We start from the raw sequence: 17892 nt of genomic DNA, 5'->3' as shown, positions 1-17892 counted from the left end.
GCCCCAATATCGAAACGAATGTCAGCTCAGCGTCGAAACCCGCAACGCGTCGCCATCGAGAAACGCCTGCACCGGCTTGCCGCGCGAAACGCCTTCCATCTCCTCGGCGGTGACATACCAGCCGTCGACCGCCAGCAGCTCCGCCTCGTTCTTGCGGCAGAAGATGCGCGCGCCCCTGTTGCCGAGCGCACCCGCCGAAGCGCGCCCGCGCAGCGTGCCGTAGACATGGATCGAGCCCGCCGCGATGATCTCCGACCCGGAAGCGACAGAACCCAGCACGATGACATCGCCATGCGGATGCACGATCGCCTGGCCGGAGCGGATCGGCGCCTTGATCATCAGCGTGCCCGAAGCTTCAACCTGCGGCTCGCTATCGCCCGCCTTGCTTGCGCCAGCCTTGCCGTCGCCGACCGTGGCCGCGCCGGCTTCAGGCGCCCTGCCCTCGGCCTTGTCCTCTCCGGAAACATCCTCCCGCGCCTTGCGGGGCAGCAACCCATCCGTCGTCGCCTCCTTGGCGCCGACCAAAACCGGCGGCAGGTTGGGCTCGAGTGCGGTGTGGCCGTCGAGCTCGATGGCGTAGACGCGGATGCCGCGATGGCCAAGCACGCCGACCAGCGATTCGATCGCGGCGACATCGGGCTTCAAAATGTTGAGATCAAGCACCACCGGCCGCCCGGCAAAATAGCCGGGCGAGTTACCGATCCAATGATCCAGCCCCTCCAGCCACACGTCCAAAGGCGCTTCCGGCGTCAATGTGAAAGCGACGAAAGAGCGGGCACGAAAGCGAATGGATTTGGCCTCGAGGGGGGCGGCAAAGGTCACGGCTGGCGAATCCTTACTGAGAGGTAAACGCTAGCGAGGGAATGGTTAACGAATGGTTAATGAGGGGGGTGGGGTGGGCCACCAAAGCCGTGACTCCTGACAGCCTCGCGCTGGGCGCTTGCCGCAAGCATGGCCAACCGCTTCGCACCGCTCGGAAGCCCCGCAAGGTACGACCTAGCGCGATCATCACCAGCCACCAGCAACGGCATTTACAACCCCAGCGGCCGGCCAAGTGCGACGGATATTAGCGCCGTTTGTCAAAAATAGTCGTGTATGACGCTGCGCCTAATACTTGTGCAATGTCACGCACCGCGCAATGTTATCGGCGGGTGGGTTTTATTGAAAAGTGGGGGAATAGTGAAACATACTGTTTTGACAATATCGGTGCTGGCCAGTCTCGCGGGATGTGCCACACCGCCGGACAGGATATCGGGAATTCCAAACTCAGGCCCCTGTACCCAAGCCGACAGAGAGCGTCTTGCCGTCATAACAAACCAGCAGAACAAAGCGGCGACCGGAGATGCGCTGGGGGTGTTCCTGATCGGCGTGCCGGTCGCATCCATGTCTGGAGGTGACCACGAGGCTGAGATCGCCATTCTTAAGGGGCGATGTGGGGCCCCGAAGACGTAAGCAAGATCCGGCTGCCGCTGCCTTTGTTCTGAAAATTCGCCGTCTTGGCCTGCCCAATACTACAACAAAAGATTTAAACGCCGAACAAAAGATCGTCACGAGGAAAGATTTACCTTGAAAAAGCGCCTTTTTATTGGAGTGTTGGGCAATCGAAATTCAGGCAAATCGACGACTTGGAACACCTTGTTTGGAGCGACGGTTCGAACTGGCCGCCATACGCGAACCCTAACGCTCTATGGCGGTGAATGCGTCGAAGTGTTTTTGATCAGTGGCTCACCGGAGGAGCGTCAACTCTATGCCGGAGACATCCTCGGCGACCAGGATTGCCGCATTGTACTATGCTCCATCCAATATACCGAGACGGTACGCAAAACGCTGGACTACGTAGTGGAAGGCGATTTCGACATCTTCGTCCAGTGGCTCAACCCTGGTCTTTCGGACGCTGGAGAGAGCTGCGATCGATTAGGTCTAGTTCCCTGGCTTGTTGGCCACGAGGCGACTGTGTCGATGCGCAATGGGAAGGTACCACCTCGCGAAAGGACCGAGGAAATCCGTCAGTTCATTTACGGCTGGGCAAAGTCTCGGAAACTGACTTTTGCTAGCCCATAGCTACTCAAAACCAACGGGTCTCCCAGCTCTTATCGCTACGGTGCGGACAAACGCGCGCCCAATGATCCAACCCCGCCATAGGCGTTTCCGGGGTCAAGTTGAAAGCGACGAACGAGTGGGCACGGAAGCGAATGCATTTGGCATAGACGCTAGTGAAGGAATGGCTAACGAATGGTCAATTGGGGGTGGGCGGAGCCACCATGTATTAGGTGGAGTCAATTGCGGCGCCGGACGCGAACGATCGGCAAACCATTGTGGTTGCGATTAGGCAAGGATATGACTAGCAAGAAATTAGAGCGGAAAGAGAATCCGTCCAATCCAATCCAATCCAATCCAAGCTCAGCGTCGCGCAAATAGGATATCCATGGCAGGCCGAAGAGGATTTACCCGCGACGACATAGATGCCTGGTTCACTGAGGAAGAGGCCACAGATACCAGTGACGTGTTCCTTGATATCACGGACCCCGCAGAAAAGTATGCCAGAAGTCAGCTCCGCGTCGTAAGAGAAACGAAGGATTATCAACTTGACTACCTACAGAACGCTCTTCGCCCAGACAAGGAACTTATAGACACCGATCCCGGGTATCAACGGCGTCTTCGTTGGAGCAACAAGAAAAGGTCTCTTCTGATAGAGTCTCTCCTTCTTAATATTCCAATCCCTTCTGTTTTCTTATACGAGACAGACTACAATCAGTACGAAGTTATAGACGGACGACAAAGACTTGAAACAATAAATGCATTTTTATCAAATAACTTTTCATTGACCGGACTTGAGTATTGGTCCGAGCTCAACCGTAAACGATTTAATGATTTACCATCAGTTTTGCAGAGAGGTTTACTGCGTCGCAGCATTTCGGCCGTCGTTCTCCTTGCGGAGACTACCATGATCGATGATGACGGACTCGACGTGCGGCGGGTACTATTCGATCGCTTGAATACAGGCGGTATACGATTGAATCCCCAGGAATTGCGGAATGCACTGTATCCCGGCCCACTGAACGCGCTACTCATTCGCCTTGCGCGAGACGATGCGTTTACGTCGGTCTGGGGCATACCCCGCTTCACGCAAAATGAGGACAAAGAACCCTCGGAAGCACTTTTGCGAAATCCACTTTATGCGTCTCTGGCAGACGCTGAGTTAGTACTTCGTTTTTTTGCGTTGCGGGACGCCATTCAAAGAGGCGGCACAGGATCTCTGCGTCGCATCCTAGATCGATTCATGGCCGCGAACGCCAATCTGGATGACTTCGTTCTCTCACAGATGGGTCATGAATACATCTCACTGCTGTCACGCCTAACAGACGTTTTTGAGGGTGAACCGTTCCGTCTGCCAAAAACCAGGCGCCCAAGCAGACCATTGTACGATGCTTTGATGATCGCGCTAAGCCAACATCCTGAAATCAACATTGAGAGATACGGACCTGATATAAGGGGTAGATTGCAGGAATTTCTTTCGCACAGACCAACGTATGATGTATTGGTCGGTCGAGGAAATACAATGGAGTCTATAAGAGAGCGCGTGAACGTGGCCGGCGCTATTCTCAGAGGATAATGCCAATGCCACATTCTCTGGACATCGTGCTCACTGACTTTAAAAGCGACGTGGCGAGGGTCGAAAACCTACTTACACTGACAAAGCTTTTTCGGGATTTTGGTGCTAGCGAGCCACCCCCTGCAAAAGCGGCCCCCAGTGAACCACCCCCTGCGGAAGAAAAGGGCCCTGAAGACGAGAAAATAACAGGCAAAATTTGGAAAGAAGCAGTAGATCTCCATACAGAATCAAAGTCAAGACGTACAGATCTACCGATACTATCAGGCTCACTTTTGCTATATCTCGCCGGCCGATTTGAGTACTACATTCGACAGATAGTTGAGTCGATCGCCGACGAGATTGCTGGAAAGACCCAAAAATTCCAAGATTTGCCGAATCAAATCCAAAAATCTCTTCGTCAAAAAACCCTGGAGATCGCACAGAACCCAAAGAAATATGGCCACGACGAGCTGACATCGGAGGCCCTGCTTGAGAGTCTGGTTATAAATATTCGCGGTGGCGGCCAGTGCCTGTCTATCAAGTCAGAAGTTCTCTCAATCACAGACGCCAACATGCGGCCTGCCGTTTTGCAGGATTTAATGAAAACTGTTGGCCTAACGGACTTTTGGCGTGATGTTGGAAAGCAAGCGAATATTAAGATCGTTATGGGGAAGAGCTTAGATCAGGAAGCAGCAGCAGAGGCTCAAACGAAGCTGAACCAGATAATGGAGGAGCGCAATCAGATCGCTCATCCTACGGCTACCACTGAATTTCCGGACGCCGACAAAGTCCTTAAATCTGCTGAATTTCTCAATATATTGGCAGCGACTACGGCCGATCTCGGGAAGGTCTATCTAGCAACATACGTGGTTCAATAATTAGAAGCGAGTTTTCCCCTGCAAATATCTAACATTAACTGTTGAGCTTGGGCGTTAAACGCACGCTGCGACGTAGCCGCAATTCCACTTTTCATCAGCAGAGCCGGTTGTTTCGAGACTGTGTTGAATCTCGTTGGTCCGGCGCCACGTGGGCTATGGCGCGAAAATGTGATTTTCTGGTCTCCTTCCGGGCAGAAGCGAAGTTTGCATCCACAACAAGTATGCGCAAAGCTGCCGTGTACTTGGCGGGATTACGATTAAACCGGTCACGAGAGCCTGCGGTGCATCACCATCGCGACTGTCAAAAGGCAAGCCCCTCACCGCCGCTTCAAATACTGCTCCTCCCGCTCATGCTTCTCCGCCACCTCGCGCGTCTCGAACGTGCCGAGGTTCCGCCGTTCCCGGTCTTCTCGTCCTTCTTGTGGGAATAAAGCCAGTATTTTCCGTCCTTGAGTTTGCGCGTCATCTCGCTCTCCTCAGGCGGCTTCCCTATCGATCTCCATCGCAGCCCACTGGCGCACGCGAAAAGCGAACACCCGAGACCAAAGCAAACGCGTGCCTCGGCGCCGCTGCGCCGGCGATTTAAAAAAGTTGAGATGCGGTGTCGGATCCGCGGGCGCTCAACCGTCTTACAGCAGGCGCCTGGACTGCCATCTCGACAACCAAAGGAATGATCGATGAGCAAGAAGATTTTCGTGAGCCTGCCGGTGACCGACGTGAAGGCATCCATGGCGTTCTATGAAGCTCTCGGGTTCAAGAACAATCCCAGCTTCACCAGTGAGGCGGCTGCGGGGATGGTGTGGAGCGAAGACATCAATTTCATGCTGCTCAGCCGTGAAAAATGGCAGACAATGACCACGCGCCCCATCCCGCCATCAACGTCCAGCGAGGTCATGCTCGCGCTGTCCCTGGACAGCCGCGAGGCGGTCGATGCGATGGCCACAGCTGCTGCCGCGAACGGTGGCACCGCTGACATCAATCCAGTCGAAGATCATGGGTTCATGTATACACGCGACCTCGCTGATCCCGATGGCCATGCCGTGGGCGCGATGTGGATGGACGTTTCCGCGATGCCTTCCCGCGACAAGGCGGACTGACATCGTTTTCGCGATCGGCCGAGCCCAGCTTCCTTTTCACCCCCTTCAAAACGGATGCACGACCCAGCGACACAGGCTATGTTGTCCCCGTCTGGCGAGGTCATCGAAGGGGAGGCATGACATGCAGGCAATGCCGATAGCGCATCAAGCCGCGCAACCCGTGCGCCCCATATCCTCCCTGGCCGGCTATCCGGCCGCCGTCCTGTGCTGGCTGCTTTCGGCTGGTGTCTACATCGCGGCCAAATGGGTGGCGCCTGAAATGCCGCCCTGGGGCCTCTGCTTCTGGCGGCTGGCGCTTGCCTGCGCCATCCTGCTGCCGATCGTGCACCGTCATCACGAAGCGATGATCGGGCTTTTGCGAACGCGCGCCGTGGAGGTCGTCGCCGTGGGGGCGATCGGCCTGACGCTCTGCCAAGGTATGATCTACCACGGCCTCAACCACACCGACGCCACCACGGCCGGCATCATCATGGCGCTGTCGCCTGTCATGACGATGGTGCTTGCCCGTTTCGTGCTTGGCGAGCCGCTCGGCCTGTGGAAGTCGCTTGGCGCGCTGGTTGCGCTTGCCGGGATGATTTTCATCGTTGCCCACGGCAATTTGACGGCGCTGCTGCAACTCAAAGTCAACGCCGGCGAGTTGTGGATCGTCGGCAGCGCGTTCTGCTGGGGCCTCTACACCGTGCTTTTGCGCCGTGCCAAATTCGGCATCGAACTGCTGCCGATGGTCGTGCTGCTGCTCGGCGCCGGTGCCCTGGTCGCCTTGCCTTTCCATCTGTGGGAATTGTTCAACGACGAACGCTCCGCCATGAACCTCCACAGCCTTCTCGCGCTCGCCTATCTGGCAGGCCCCGGCGGCGCCTTGATGTACTATCTCTACAACAAAAGCGTGCAAACGCTGGGCGCGAGCCGGGCAAGCATGCTGCTCTACCTGCAGACGGTGTTCGTGGCCATCCTCGCCTATCTGCTGCTCGGCGAGGGCTTGCACGATTACGACCTGGTCGGCGCGGCCTTCATCGTCGCCGGCATAGTGCTCGCCACAATGGTCAAACCAGCTCAACCACGCGTGGCGTAGACATCTTGCGGGTGACGGCTGTATCCAGCGCCGGCCGCATTGGCGTTTGGTGGTCACCATCGCGACAGCCAGAGGCCCGTCTCAATGCCGCTTGAAATACTGCACCTCCTTCTCGTGCTTCTCCGCCGCCTCGCGCGTATCGAACGTTCCGAGGTTGCGCCGCTTGCCGGTCTTGTCGTCCTTCTTGCGCGAATACAGCCGGTATTTGCCGTCCTTGAGTTTTCGGATCATCTCGCTCTCCCTGGCTAGGATTGGCCCTGATCAAGGTTTCGCTTGCCGGGCAGCCCGGCCTGCCGACCAGCGCCTGCGCCTTATCGCCATGCTCATTCCCCGGTTGTGTCAGGGATCAACGCCGTTCCAATCCAAATGATCCACCCGTTCGAAGGCGGCACTCTACGGCGCCCCCCTCTGGCCTGCCGGCCATCTCCCCCACAAGTGGGGAGATGGCAGCTTTGGCGTCGGCGCTTTCTGGCAACGTCGCAATTCGGCGAGCGCCGGCCAAAACGCAAAAACCCGCCTGGGCGGCGGGTCACTGGCGCAAATCAGCACCATAGGCAAAAATGTAGCATAGCTGCCCTCACCCCGTCAAGAAAAAATTCCTATCCATCGACGCAAGCTGCCTGCCGGCGGCCACCAAGGCCAGCGGCGCAATTGCGGTGGCAGCCGACATTCCAACGCAGTAAATTCAGATCCAACTTGACGGAACATTAGCCAAAGCTAATTGTTAGTGGATGCGGCAGGTGGTGCCCTCCATCGCCTGCCGAAGATCGGCCCTCCGATCGGCCCGCGTCCTCCGCCAGAGGCGCGGGCTTTTCGTGCCGATCAGCCGTCGCAGCCTGGCCGGCATTTTTCCTCCTCCGATTATTTCGCCAGTCCCTCATCGGGGTTTCGCCGCCCTTTGGCCTTGAGGCTGCGCGCGGCTTGCTCGACCGCGGCGCGGTCGTTGCCCAGGCGGTCGAGCAGTTCCTGTGCCTCGTCGCCGGAGATGCCGGTGCGCACCGCCAGCGCCTCGACCTCCAGCACGTCGGAGCTGGCGATCTCGCCGGTTTGCGCATCGTCCGCCGTCAGCGGCAGGGCTCCCTCGAGGTCGATCTCGGCCTCGGCCTGGTGCCAGTGCCGTTCGGGGTCGCCCTGCATGCGGCCTTCCCGTTCCCAGATCTGGTAGGCGCGCTCACGAATTCTGTCGTCCCGGTCGTCGCTCATGGTCAGTCCTCCTTGGGGTCAGGGTTGAACGTCGCGCCAATGCGGACGCTCCGGAAAATCCGCGCGATCGGATCGCCATGCCGGCGGCGCGCGGGGGCTACTGGCATTGCCGTCTCGGGCCGCCGGAATAGGGCTGGTAGGAGTTGTCTTCCGGGCGGTAGGAGCGGTAACGGCTGAAGCAGGAATCGACATGGTCGGCCGAAAGCGCTTCGCCGCCATCGTCGGCAAGGTAGACACCAAGGCCAGCGCCGTTTTCCCCGCCATCACCGGCAGCCGGCTGGCCGGCCTGACCGGCGGCTTCGAGATAGGGCGAGATGCAGGGGCGCAGCTGCCCGCTGTAGGAAAGATAGCTGTTGTCGTCCGGATGGTAGGAGCGATAGCGGCTGGCGCACCAGGCGAGATGCGGAGACGGCAATTCCGCCGCCTTGGGCGCGATGGCGCCGGTGACCGTCGGGTCGGGCGGTGTTTCCTGCGGTTTGGCGGGGATGTCGGGCGGCGCCGGCTGGGCGGCCGGCAGGCGTTCGAGGCCCTGCCCGGCTTTGTTCACCGGCCGCGCCTTCTTGGTCCACAGCTCCGCCACGCTGACGGTGGCCGTTGCCTGGCGCGGCGGCTTTGCGGCAAGCAGCCAGGCGGCGAAGCCCAGTCCGCTGCCGAAGACCGCAAGGGTCAGCACGAAGCCGCAGACCAGTCCCAAAACCGCTTTCACGACACGCTCCTTCAGTCCCTGCTCATAGAATGCGGGGCCTCAAGGCTGGTTCCAGAAAAACGCTGGCGCGCGCGCCGGCGTTGCCGCCGGGCGCAGCCGCCAAGGGAGGCTCAAACCCCGCCCAGACACAGTTCAGAAACAATATTCAACAGTTCGGAAAAACTGCCGAAAAGATCGGATGGCATAAGCGTCCCACAACAACTGGAAAAATGGCCGTGCCGGGCAACGCCCGGCCTGGACGGGAAAGTATGGAAATGGATCACGGTGTCGATATCGCCGAACTGGACGCGGAACGATCGGGGCTGGAAAGCGGCCCGGCAGGTGTCGCTGCGCTGGTAAGAACGGCTCCCGCGACAGCCAGGCGCGGGCAAATCCTGACGGGCGCCGACTTTGCCCGCCAAGGCTTGCCCGGCGAGCGGCTCGACACCGTCTTCGAACAGCTTGCCGAGATGTTCGCAGCGCTGCCGGCGGTGATCTCCGACGGGCGTGTCTGGACCTATCGTGAGCTGGACAGGCGGGCCAACCAGTTCGCCCGCTTGCTGGTCAAGCGCGGCGTGCGGCCGGGCGACCGCATCGGGCTCATCCTCGACCGCTCGGCGGAGACCTATGTCGCGCTGCTCGCCGTGATGAAGGCGGGCGCTGCCTTCGTGCCGCTGGCGACCGCCTTTCCCGAGGAGCGGATGGCGCTCATCATCGAAGACGCCGGCGTCAGCCTGATCGTCACCATCGCCGCCTATGCGTCGCGGGCCGATCAACTGCCGGTTCCGCACCTGCTGATCGACAGCACTGCTGTCGAAATCTCCAAACAATCCGACGCGCCGCTGCAGCCGCATGCGAAGGCCGCTTCAGCGGACGACACCTGCTACATCCTCTACACGTCGGGCACCACCGGCAAGCCCAAGGGCGTGGTCATCAAGCACCAGAGTTTCGTCAATTTCATCCGCGTCGCCGCCGCCTCCTACGGCTACCGGCCGGGCGACCGCGTCTACCAGGGCATGACGATCGCCTTCGACTTTTCCTCCGAAGAAATCTGGGTGCCGTTCGTCGCCGGCGCAACCGTGGTGCCGGCACCCGGCCAGATGCCGCTGGTGGGCGAGGAACTCGCCGATTTCCTGCGGCTCCATGACATCACCTGCATCGCCTGCAGCCCGACGCTGCTGTCGTCGATGACATCGGATGTGCCCAGCCTGCGCACGCTGCTGGTGGGAGGCGAGGCCTGTCCGCACAATCTGGTGGTGCGCTGGTCGAAGCCGGGGCGGCAGATCCTGAACACCTATGGCCCGACCGAGGCGACCGTCACCGCCACCATGGGCGCGCTGACGCCGGACAGTCCCGTCACCATCGGCGCGCCGCTGCCGACCTACTCGATCGTCATCCTCGACGCTTCGCTGCCGCAGCTCGCCGAACCCGGCGAACTGGGCGAGATCGGCATTGCCGGCATCGGGCTCGCGGTCGGCTATCTCAACCGGCCCGACCTGACCGAACAGAAATTCATCGCCGATTTCGTCGGCCTGCCGAACAACCCGTCGAAGCGCATCTACCGCACCGGCGACCTTGGCCGCATCAACGACCAAAGCAAGATCGAGTATAACGGCCGCATCGACACCCAGGTGAAGATCCGCGGCTACCGCATCGAGCTCGGCGAGATCGAGGCGGTGCTACTCGACCAGCCCGAGATCGCTCAAGCCGCCGTCACCACCTGGGAGATCGAGCCCGGCCGCGTCGAACTCGTCGCCTATTTCGCAGCCAAGGCCGGCCAGACGGCGATCTCGCGCGCGGACCTCGCCAGGACGATGAAGCGGCGCCTGCCCGACTACATGGTGCCCTCCTATCTGGAGGAACTGCCGGCGATCCCGATGACGGTCTCCAACAAGGTGGATTTGCGCCAGCTGCCGAAGCCGACAAGCGTACGGCTTTCGGCCGATCGCGCCATGGTCGCGCCCGCCAATGACGACGAGCGTTTCCTGGCCGACGCGCTGGCCGCGGTGCTGAAATTCGACGAAGTGTCCGTCGAGGACAATTTCTTCGACGATCTCGGCGCCAACTCGCTGCTGATGGCGCATTTCTGCGCCCGTGTGCGCACCAGGAAGGAATGGGCGACGGCGTCGATGCGCGACATCTATCTCCACCCGACCGTGGCGCGGCTGGCGCTGCATCTGGGCGTAGCGGACGAGATGACGACGGCCACCAACGAACCCGTCCTCACGCGGCGGGCCTCCAATCTTGCCTATTGGACCTGCGGCGCCGCACAGCTGATGTTCTACGGGCTCTACAGCTATGGCGCCCTGTGGGCGATCAATGGTGGTCTCAACTGGATGTACGACGCGCTCGACGATCCGCTGCAGCTCTACATCAGGTGCGTGGCGCTTTCGGCCGCCGTGTTCTTCGGCATGTCGGGTTTTGCCGTCCTCGCCAAATGGGTGCTGGTCGGCCGCTGGAAGGCGGAAGCGTTTCCCATCTGGGGCGTGCGTTACTTCCGCTTCTGGGTGGTCAAGACGTTGATCCGCACCGCGCCCGTCGTGCTGTTCCGCGGCAGCCCGCTCTACAGCATCTACCTGCAGCTTCTCGGCACCAGGCTCGGCAAGAACGCCGTCATCGAATCGAAATCCGTGCCCGTCTGCACGGATCTCATCTCGATCGGCGCCAACACCATCCTGCGCAAGGAATCGATGATCCTCGGCTTCCGGGCGCAGTCCGGCTACATCCACACCGGGCCGCTGACCATCGGCCGCGATGCCTTTGTCGGCGTCGGCTCGACGCTCGACATCGACACCAGGATCGGCGACGGCGCCCAGCTCGGCCATTCGTCCTCGCTGCACCGCGGCCAAAGCATCCCCGACGGCGAACGCTGGCATGGCTCGCCGGCCGTGCCGACCACGGCCGACTATTGCAAGGTGCGCAATGTCGATCCGTCCAACATCCGGCGCTTCCTGTTCGAAGCGGTTCAGCTGATCGGCCTGTTTGCCATCGTCACCCCCTTGCCGCTCTTGTTCCACAGCTATTGGGAAAATGTCGGCGACGACTACCAGGAAACCATCGGCGTCGTCGCGATCGGCACCACGGTGACGCTGTTCGGCTACATGGCCGCATCCTTCCTGGCGGCGACGCTGGTGCCGCGCCTGGTCAGCCTGCTGTTGAAGCCCGGCCGCACCTACACGCTGTACGGCTTCCGCTACTGGCTGCAGACCGTCGCTGAATTCTCCAGCAATTCCCGCGTGCTCGGGCTGCTGGCCGGCGACAGCTCGGCCATCGTGCACTACATGCGAGCGATCGGCTGGAACCTCAACAAGGTGGTGCAGACCGGCTCCAATTTCGGCTCCAACCAGCAGCACGAAAACCCGCTTCTGTGCGAGATCGGCACCGAGACCATGGTGTCGGACGGGCTGTTCATGATCAACATGCACAAATCCGCCGCCGCCTTCAGGCTCGAGCCGACGAGAATCGGCGAGCGCAACTATCTCGGCAACAACATCTACTATCCGCCGGACGGCCGCACCGGCGACAACGTCCTGCTCGGCACCAAGGTGATGATCCCCATCGACGGGCCGCTGCGCGAGAATGTCGGGCTCTTGGGTTCGCCTGCCTTTGAAATCCCGCGCATGGTGAACCGCGACAAGGAACTCATCGCCGGCATCGACGAGGACGACCGGCGCCGGCGCATCCCGTTGAAGAACCGCCACAATCTGGTGACGATCCTGCTGTTCGTGGCAACGCAATGGGTCATGCTGTTCGCCACGCTGGCGATCTGGGACCGGGCGCTGAACTACTACACCGAATGGGCTGAAGTCGCACTGTTCGTCGCCGTGCTGCTGACCTCGGCGATCACCATTCCGTTCTACATCTTCGTGGAACGGGCAAGTCTTGGTTTCGGCAGGCTGAAGCCGCAGATGACGACGATCTATGACGTCGCGTTCTGGCGTCATGAACGCCACTGGAAGCTGGCGGATTCGCCGATCGTGCGGCTGTTCGCCGGCACGCCATTCCGGCCGATGATCCTGCGCATGCTGGGCGTCAGGATCGGCAGCCGTGTCTATGACGGCGGCAGCAATCTGACCGAACGCTCGCTGGTGGAGATCGGCGACGACGCCACCCTCAACGAGGGCTGCGTCATCCAGGCCCATTCGCTGGAGGAAGGCGCCTTCAAGTCCGACTTCATCCGCATCGGCAAGGGCTGCACGCTCGGACCCTCCGCCTTTGTCCACTACGGTGTTGTCATGGGCGAAGGCTCGGTGGTCGATGTCGACTCCTTCGTCATGAAGGGCGAAGAGCTGGAGCCCAACTCGATCTGGCGTGGCAACCCGGCCAAGCTGCATCGCTTCGTCGAGCCGATCACCGAGTCCTCGGCCAAGGCATCGGCTTGAACACCGAGGACATCCGTCTCGTTGCCGTGACCAGGGCCAACCGCGCCCTGGTCGCGGCCCTGGAACTGGCTCCGGAGCAGAGGGATTTCGTCGCCAGCAATGCGGAGTCCCTCGAAGAAGCCGAAACCGACGAAGACGCGCGGCCGCGCGCCATCATGGCCGGGGCCCGTGTCGTCGGTTTCCTGATGTACGATGCGTCGGACAACGAGGCGCTGGTCTACCGCTTCATGATCGACCGCGCCCACCAGGGCAAAGGCTATGGCAAGGCCGCATTGCGCGCCTTGCTCGACGAGATCGGCAATCTCGGCCATATCAGGGAGGTTTCGATCTGCTACGAGCCCGAGAACGAGGCCGCACGCCACCTCTATCGCGCAGCCGGCTTCGTGGAACAAGGCATCGACGAGGACGGAGAAATGATCGCCGTCCTGCCGATGGTCGATCGTTGAAGCCGCCCGTTGCGAATTCATCGGCGGAAACGACCCTGCTGGAGGCGATGGCCGCGATCGCGCCGAGCGGTGTCCGGATCGGATGCCGCCTGATCCGCGAAGGCGATGAAGCCCATCTGCTGCCTGGGGAAGCGCATTCCATCGCCGCGCGCCAGCCTGGCATGCGGCGCGCCAGCGGCGCGGCCCGGTGGATCGCGCACGGACTGCTGGCGGAGCTTGGCGTCGGCGACGCCGCCATCCTGCGCACGCCGTCCGGCGCGCCGGTCTGGCCCGAGGGAATAATGGGTTCGCTCGCGCACGACGACGACATGGCGGTAGCGGCGGTTGCACCGGTTGGCGATATCGCCTCGCTCGGCATCGACGTCGAGCCCGCGCAGCCTCTCCCGGATGATATTTTGGCGCTCGTGACAACACCCGCGGACCGCACCGACGCAGCCGACCGGCATCTTGCCGGCCGCATCCTTTTTGCCGCCAAGGAAGCCGTCTACAAGGCCGTCTATCCGCTCGATCGCGAGGTGCTGGGCTATGAGGACATCACCGTCGACCTGAACGCAGGCCACGCGACGACGAAGACAGGCCGCAAGGCCAGGCTCGCCTACTGCGTTGCCCCGCGCGTGGTGGTGCTGGCGTTTGTCGAGAAAGACAGGGGTTAGCGCGCAGTCCTATTCGCCAACGATCTCCGTATACGCCCTCACCTCGCCATCCAGCCCGCGCAGCCGCCAGTTCTCGCCGTCCCGTCCCTCGACATGGCAAGGCCCGATCGGCACCTTGCCGCCGCCTTCCGGCAGGTCGAGCACATAGACGGGGTTGCAGATGCCCGACAGTCGCGCGCGCAGCGCTTCAGCCAGCGCCTGCCCCTGCGCAATCGTCGTGCGCCGGTGCGCCATGCCGCGCGCGAGGTCGCCATGGTGCAGGTAATAGGGTTTGACGCCGAGGCGATACATCAGCTCGCGGCAGAGCTCCTCCAGCGCCTCGACGCTGTCGTTGACGCCTTTGAGCAGAACGCTCTGGTTGAGCAGCACGAAGCCGGCTTGCCGCAGCGTGCGGCAGGCGGTTTCCGTGGCCTGAGTGATTTCCCGCGCGTGGTTGAAATGGGTGACGATGGTGACCATCAGCCGGCCCTGCAGGGCCGCAACCAGCCCCGGCGTGATGCGCGACGGCAGCGCCACCGGAACGCGCGTGTGGATGCGCAGCAGCCGCACATGCGCGATCGCTTCGATGCGCGCGCGGATTTCGGCCAGCGCCTTGTCGGGCAGCGACAGCGGATCGCCGCCGGTCAGGATCACCTCGCGGATTTCGGGATGCTTGGCGATATAGGCCAGCGCCGGCTCCAGCGCCTCGCGCGTATAGCCCCTGCCGATCGAGGTCAGAGATTCCTTGCGGAAGCAGAACCGGCAATAGACCGCACATTGATAGGTCGGGAACAACAGCACCCGGTCGGCATGGCGATGCGTCAAGCGCGGCACCGGGCTGAAGTCGTGGTCGGCGATCGGATCGTCGAGTTCGCCTTCCGCTTCCTCCAGTTCTTGCGGAGAGGGGATGACCTGCGCCCGGATCGGATCAGCCGGGTCGTTCCAGTCGATCAGGTCGAGATAGGCTTTGGGCGCGCGCACCTTATGGTTCGCCGCCGCGGCCTGGGCGGCTGCGCGCTCGGCTGACGACAGCGGGAGGCGGTCAAGGTCGCGGACGTGGCGCACCCCGGCGCGGACGTCCGCCTGCCAGGCGGTGTCAGGATCGGCGGAGCGTGCATCGTGGAGGTTCGTGTCTGAAGTCATCAGGGTTCTCGGGGCAGTTTCTGGCGGAGCTATCGGCCGGTTGGCCAGGCGGGTCAACCTTCTGGGGTGGTCGCCGCCATCAAATCCACCGCCTGCAAATCCGTAGGTATTTAGCCAAAATGGCACTATTCTGCGCAGTCTGGGCTTCAGGGAAAACGAATGGATTTCAGCACAGGCCATGGTTACCTGCTCATCGGCGGCCTCATCCTCGTCGGTACTGGGCTGCTCATCCTGTCGCTGATCGTCAATCTGCGCGTCGCCCACAGTGTGCGCGACGACGTGCGTCATCGCGAAAAGCTGCTGGAATACTACCGTAACATCTTCTCGCAGTTGGGCGTGATCCTGATCGGCATCGGCGTGTCGCTGTTCATCTTCTTTTTCCAGCAGAATTACCAAGACCAGCGCAGACGCGAAACGGATCTCCAGCAGGTTCTGGCCAAGCTGGCGGCGCGCATCGCTCGCGGCGCTCCCCTCGTCGAGTCACTTGGCGAATTCGACGCGCTGCTGGATGACGGCGGGGCCTACGTTAGTCCCGAACTTGGTGGGACCAACGCCGCCATCGGCGCGCAGGGAGCGGAGCTTGGCAAGCAGATCCGCGAAATCCTGCTGGTTGAGCGCGACGTCGACATCCGGGACTTCGACATCCTCAACCTGTCGCGCGATTTCGAGTCGTCGTTCGTCGTCAACCAGCTCGATCCGACGCTATGGTTCGACATCGTGCGCGACGAGAGCGAGATCAAATATGCCATCACCCAACTCACCCTCGACTACAAGGACCTGCAGGATGCGATCGGCGGCGAGCCGATCGAGGTTGCGATCGCCAATTCTGAAACCGAGCGCAAGATCAAGCACGAGGTGCTCGACATCTTCTACGATGCCGACCTCTTGCGCCAGCGCAGCAGGCGATTTCTCGGCCGTGCGTGCTGGCTTCTCAGCCACGGACGCAGCTTTGTCAGTCTTGCACCGGTCGACGCGATCGAAGCCGACGCGAGGTCACATCAGGAATGGATCGACAGATCGAAGCCCTCGCTGGCACAGACGAAATCGGGCAACGGCGATTGCTTCAAACTGCTCCGATACGGCCCGGCATCCTGACTCCCGGCGGGACCGGTCGATTTGGAAGTCAGTCCCCCACACGTTGCAGCGTGCCGAGATGATTGTCGTCGAGAAAACCTACAGTCATGGCCGACGCCTTGCCGTCAGCGCCGACCACGAAACTTACACCCGAGGGGCTGTCCGGCGTCTCCGCGTCGGGGAAGGTCAGGAAAAGATCACCGTCGAAATGCCTCAATGAATAGGACCGGCCGGCGGCCGGGCCCACCTTGAGTACAAGGTCGTCTCCCGCTTTCGACACAATCGCGTCGCCGATGAAGTCGTTGGCGTACCGGCCAGCATAGACACTGCCCGGCCCGGCTCGCCGTGACGGAGACGGCGGCGCGGCGTAGGCGGCCTTGGCCGCCGCGACCGCCGGACCGAACAGGCCCGCATAGATATCATTCCACGCCTTGACCCAGTCCTTCTCGACCTTACCGTCGAAGACGAGATCGGCGAAGCTGTCGGACAATCCCTCCGGCAGGCCAGTCGGAAAGGCGTTGGCGACGATGACTATGCCCAGCTTCTCCTTTGGGAAGACTGTCACCAGGGTACGCGCGCCGACGCTGAAAGCGCCGGCGTGGCCCCAGCTCAGGCCGTGTCGGCCGAATTCGACATTCCAGCCGAGGCCGTAGAACGATGCGCCGCCGGAGACGGGGTTGTTGCCGCGCGCTATCAGCGGAACATGCGTCTGGCTTAGCGCATCGGCGGCAATCAGTGTCTTGCCGGCATAAACGCCGTTGTGGAGGATGAGGCGCACCCATTGCGAGAGGTCACGTGCCGTAGAGCTGACGCCGCCGGCGGGCGCCTGCGCATCCGGATCGCGCTCTATCCTCGCTGCCCAGGCGCCATCGACCTTGACGTGAAGCGCGGCGCGGTTGGTTCGCTTGACGAAGTCCGAATGGCGGGAACTCGTGGAGGCCATGCCCAGCGGACGGTAGAGCTTCTCCTCGGCGACCTGCTCCCAGGGCTTTCCCGTCGGTGTCGCGGCTGCCACGGCACCCTCTGTCAATCCGAAATTGCTGTAAGAATACCCGGCCCGAAAGCTCGACGATGGCGGCACGAACCGCAGGCGATGCAGGATCTCGACGCGGTCGTAGCCAATGTCCTCGAGGTCGTCTCCGGCGGTGCCTGGAAGCCCGCTGCGATGCGAAAACAGGTCACGGACGGTGAGCTGGCTTGCCGGATAAGGATCGGCCAACCTGAAGGCCGGATCGAGATCGGCGATCTTCGAATCCCAGGACACGATCCTGTCGCTAACCAACGCCGCTACAACGGTGGCGGAAATCGGCTTGGAAAGGGAGGCGATCTGGAACACCGTGTCGGCGTCGACGGTCTCAGGCTTGCCGGCCTCGCGATGCCCAAAACCCTTGAGGAAGATCACCTCGTCATCGCGCACGACGCCGATGGCGAGCCCGGGTACGGCACCGTCTGCGACGGCGGCTTCGGCAAGCGCTTCGAGCTTCGACAGGGCAGCAGTGATGCGCTCGGGCGTGAGGCTATCGGCCGGCGCCGCGTGCGGCCAAAGCGCCATTGCGGCGATGAAGACCCAAACCCTCCACTGACAGAGATTCCGATTCAGCCGCATGCACAAGCCTCCTCCCAGGAATTCACATGACCATGATACAGGCCCGCACGGGTGAGACCAGCCCTTCTCGGGCGGCTCACGC

Annotated in this window: 15 protein-coding genes; 9 read left to right on the top strand and 6 right to left on the bottom strand. The window is 61.4% G+C overall.

Annotated features, from left to right (window positions below; translation table 11 throughout):
• Window positions 1–21: 21 nt before the first annotated feature.
• Window positions 22–822, bottom strand: a complete 801-nt coding sequence (gene minC, locus A9K65_RS15565) for a septum site-determining protein MinC (protein ID WP_064993959.1) — start codon at window positions 820–822, stop codon at window positions 22–24.
• Window positions 823–1566: 744 nt separating this feature from the next.
• On the opposite strand from minC, the gene A9K65_RS15555 reads away from it, so the two are divergent.
• The 5 genes from A9K65_RS15555 (at window position 1567) to A9K65_RS15530 (ending at window position 6639) form a co-directional block, all read left to right on the top strand.
• Window positions 1567–2061: a hypothetical protein gene (locus A9K65_RS15555; RefSeq protein ID WP_064993960.1), complete on the top strand. Its 495-nt coding sequence runs from the start codon at window positions 1567–1569 to the stop codon at window positions 2059–2061.
• Between the two features lie 364 nt (window positions 2062–2425).
• Entirely contained in the window at window positions 2426–3613 is a 1188-nt protein-coding gene (locus A9K65_RS15550; RefSeq protein WP_084015836.1) for a DUF262 domain-containing protein, read from the top strand.
• Between the two features lie 5 nt (window positions 3614–3618).
• Complete coding sequence (locus tag A9K65_RS15545) at window positions 3619–4470, top strand: HEPN domain-containing protein (protein WP_157678505.1); 852 nt, start codon at window positions 3619–3621, stop codon at window positions 4468–4470.
• Between the two features lie 677 nt (window positions 4471–5147).
• Window positions 5148–5567 carry a VOC family protein gene (locus tag A9K65_RS15535; protein ID WP_064993962.1) on the top strand — a complete coding sequence of 140 codons (420 nt, stop codon included), beginning with the start codon at window positions 5148–5150 and terminating at the stop codon, window positions 5565–5567.
• A 121-nt stretch (window positions 5568–5688) separates the two neighbouring features.
• The gene (locus A9K65_RS15530) at window positions 5689–6639 is read left to right on the top strand and encodes an EamA family transporter (protein WP_064993963.1); all 951 of its coding nucleotides are present in this window, start codon (window positions 5689–5691) and stop codon (window positions 6637–6639) included.
• Between the two features lie 81 nt (window positions 6640–6720).
• On the opposite strand, the gene A9K65_RS15525 is transcribed toward A9K65_RS15530, so the two are convergent.
• From A9K65_RS15525 to A9K65_RS15515, 3 genes are all read right to left on the bottom strand, one after another.
• Window positions 6721–6870 carry a hypothetical protein gene (locus A9K65_RS15525; protein ID WP_086081318.1) on the bottom strand — a complete coding sequence of 50 codons (150 nt, stop codon included), beginning with the start codon at window positions 6868–6870 and terminating at the stop codon, window positions 6721–6723.
• A gap of 630 nt (window positions 6871–7500) precedes the next feature.
• Window positions 7501–7842, bottom strand: a complete 342-nt coding sequence (locus A9K65_RS15520; protein ID WP_064993964.1) for a DUF2934 domain-containing protein — start codon at window positions 7840–7842, stop codon at window positions 7501–7503.
• Between the two features lie 97 nt (window positions 7843–7939).
• Complete coding sequence (locus A9K65_RS15515; RefSeq protein ID WP_064993965.1) at window positions 7940–8548, bottom strand: BA14K family protein; 609 nt, start codon at window positions 8546–8548, stop codon at window positions 7940–7942.
• Between the two features lie 248 nt (window positions 8549–8796).
• On the opposite strand from A9K65_RS15515, the gene A9K65_RS15510 reads away from it, so the two are divergent.
• From A9K65_RS15510 to A9K65_RS15500, 3 genes are read left to right on the top strand one after another with little or no spacing between them, the layout of a single operon-like run.
• Entirely contained in the window at window positions 8797–12909 is a 4113-nt protein-coding gene (locus A9K65_RS15510) for a Pls/PosA family non-ribosomal peptide synthetase (protein WP_064994072.1), read from the top strand.
• A complete protein-coding gene (locus A9K65_RS15505; RefSeq protein WP_198327607.1) occupies window positions 12906–13355 on the top strand; it encodes a GNAT family N-acetyltransferase in 450 nt (149 codons plus the stop codon). The genes A9K65_RS15510 and A9K65_RS15505 overlap by 4 nt, the downstream gene beginning before the upstream one ends.
• Before the next feature lie 47 nt (window positions 13356–13402).
• A complete protein-coding gene (locus A9K65_RS15500; protein WP_084015868.1) occupies window positions 13403–14008 on the top strand; it encodes a 4'-phosphopantetheinyl transferase superfamily protein in 606 nt (201 codons plus the stop codon).
• Between the two features lie 9 nt (window positions 14009–14017).
• Here the strand turns inward: A9K65_RS15500 and A9K65_RS15495 are convergent, their stop codons facing one another.
• Window positions 14018–15130, bottom strand: coding sequence for a KamA family radical SAM protein (locus A9K65_RS15495; RefSeq protein WP_064993967.1), 1113 nt, complete (start codon window positions 15128–15130; stop codon window positions 14018–14020).
• Window positions 15131–15289: 159 nt separating this feature from the next.
• Here A9K65_RS15495 and A9K65_RS15490 point away from each other — a divergent pair, with 159 nt between their 5' ends.
• Window positions 15290–16225: a hypothetical protein gene (locus tag A9K65_RS15490; protein ID WP_064993968.1), complete on the top strand. Its 936-nt coding sequence runs from the start codon at window positions 15290–15292 to the stop codon at window positions 16223–16225.
• Window positions 16226–16253: 28 nt separating this feature from the next.
• On the opposite strand, the gene A9K65_RS15485 is transcribed toward A9K65_RS15490, so the two are convergent.
• Complete coding sequence (locus A9K65_RS15485) at window positions 16254–17810, bottom strand: serine hydrolase (protein WP_064993969.1); 1557 nt, start codon at window positions 17808–17810, stop codon at window positions 16254–16256.
• Between the last annotated feature and the right edge of the window lie 82 nt (window positions 17811–17892).

The sequence above is a fragment of the Mesorhizobium sp. WSM1497 genome, from assembly GCF_001672455.2.
Lineage (GTDB): Bacteria > Pseudomonadota > Alphaproteobacteria > Rhizobiales > Rhizobiaceae > Mesorhizobium > Mesorhizobium ciceri.
The sequence above is the reverse complement of the archived record's forward strand: the minus strand, read 5'-3'. Positions and strand labels throughout refer to the sequence as shown.

What these genes read in the sequence shown, in the direction of transcription:
- A9K65_RS15490 (WP_064993968.1), top strand. Translation starts at nt 15,290, where the DNA reads ATGGATTTCAGCACAGGCCATGGTTACCTGCTCATCGGCGGCCTCATC.
- A9K65_RS15550 (WP_084015836.1), top strand. Translation starts at nt 2,426, where the DNA reads ATGGCAGGCCGAAGAGGATTTACCCGCGACGACATAGATGCCTGGTTC.
- A9K65_RS15525 (WP_086081318.1), bottom strand. Translation starts at nt 6,870, where the DNA reads ATGATCCGAAAACTCAAGGACGGCAAATACCGGCTGTATTCGCGCAAG.
- A9K65_RS15530 (WP_064993963.1), top strand. Translation starts at nt 5,689, where the DNA reads ATGCAGGCAATGCCGATAGCGCATCAAGCCGCGCAACCCGTGCGCCCC.
- A9K65_RS15520 (WP_064993964.1), bottom strand. Translation starts at nt 7,842, where the DNA reads ATGAGCGACGACCGGGACGACAGAATTCGTGAGCGCGCCTACCAGATC.
- A9K65_RS15485 (WP_064993969.1), bottom strand. Translation starts at nt 17,810, where the DNA reads ATGCGGCTGAATCGGAATCTCTGTCAGTGGAGGGTTTGGGTCTTCATC.
- A9K65_RS15500 (WP_084015868.1), top strand. Translation starts at nt 13,403, where the DNA reads ATGGCCGCGATCGCGCCGAGCGGTGTCCGGATCGGATGCCGCCTGATC.
- A9K65_RS15510 (WP_064994072.1), top strand. Translation starts at nt 8,797, where the DNA reads ATGGAAATGGATCACGGTGTCGATATCGCCGAACTGGACGCGGAACGA.
- A9K65_RS15545 (WP_157678505.1), top strand. Translation starts at nt 3,619, where the DNA reads ATGCCACATTCTCTGGACATCGTGCTCACTGACTTTAAAAGCGACGTG.
- A9K65_RS15495 (WP_064993967.1), bottom strand. Translation starts at nt 15,130, where the DNA reads ATGACTTCAGACACGAACCTCCACGATGCACGCTCCGCCGATCCTGAC.
- A9K65_RS15535 (WP_064993962.1), top strand. Translation starts at nt 5,148, where the DNA reads ATGAGCAAGAAGATTTTCGTGAGCCTGCCGGTGACCGACGTGAAGGCA.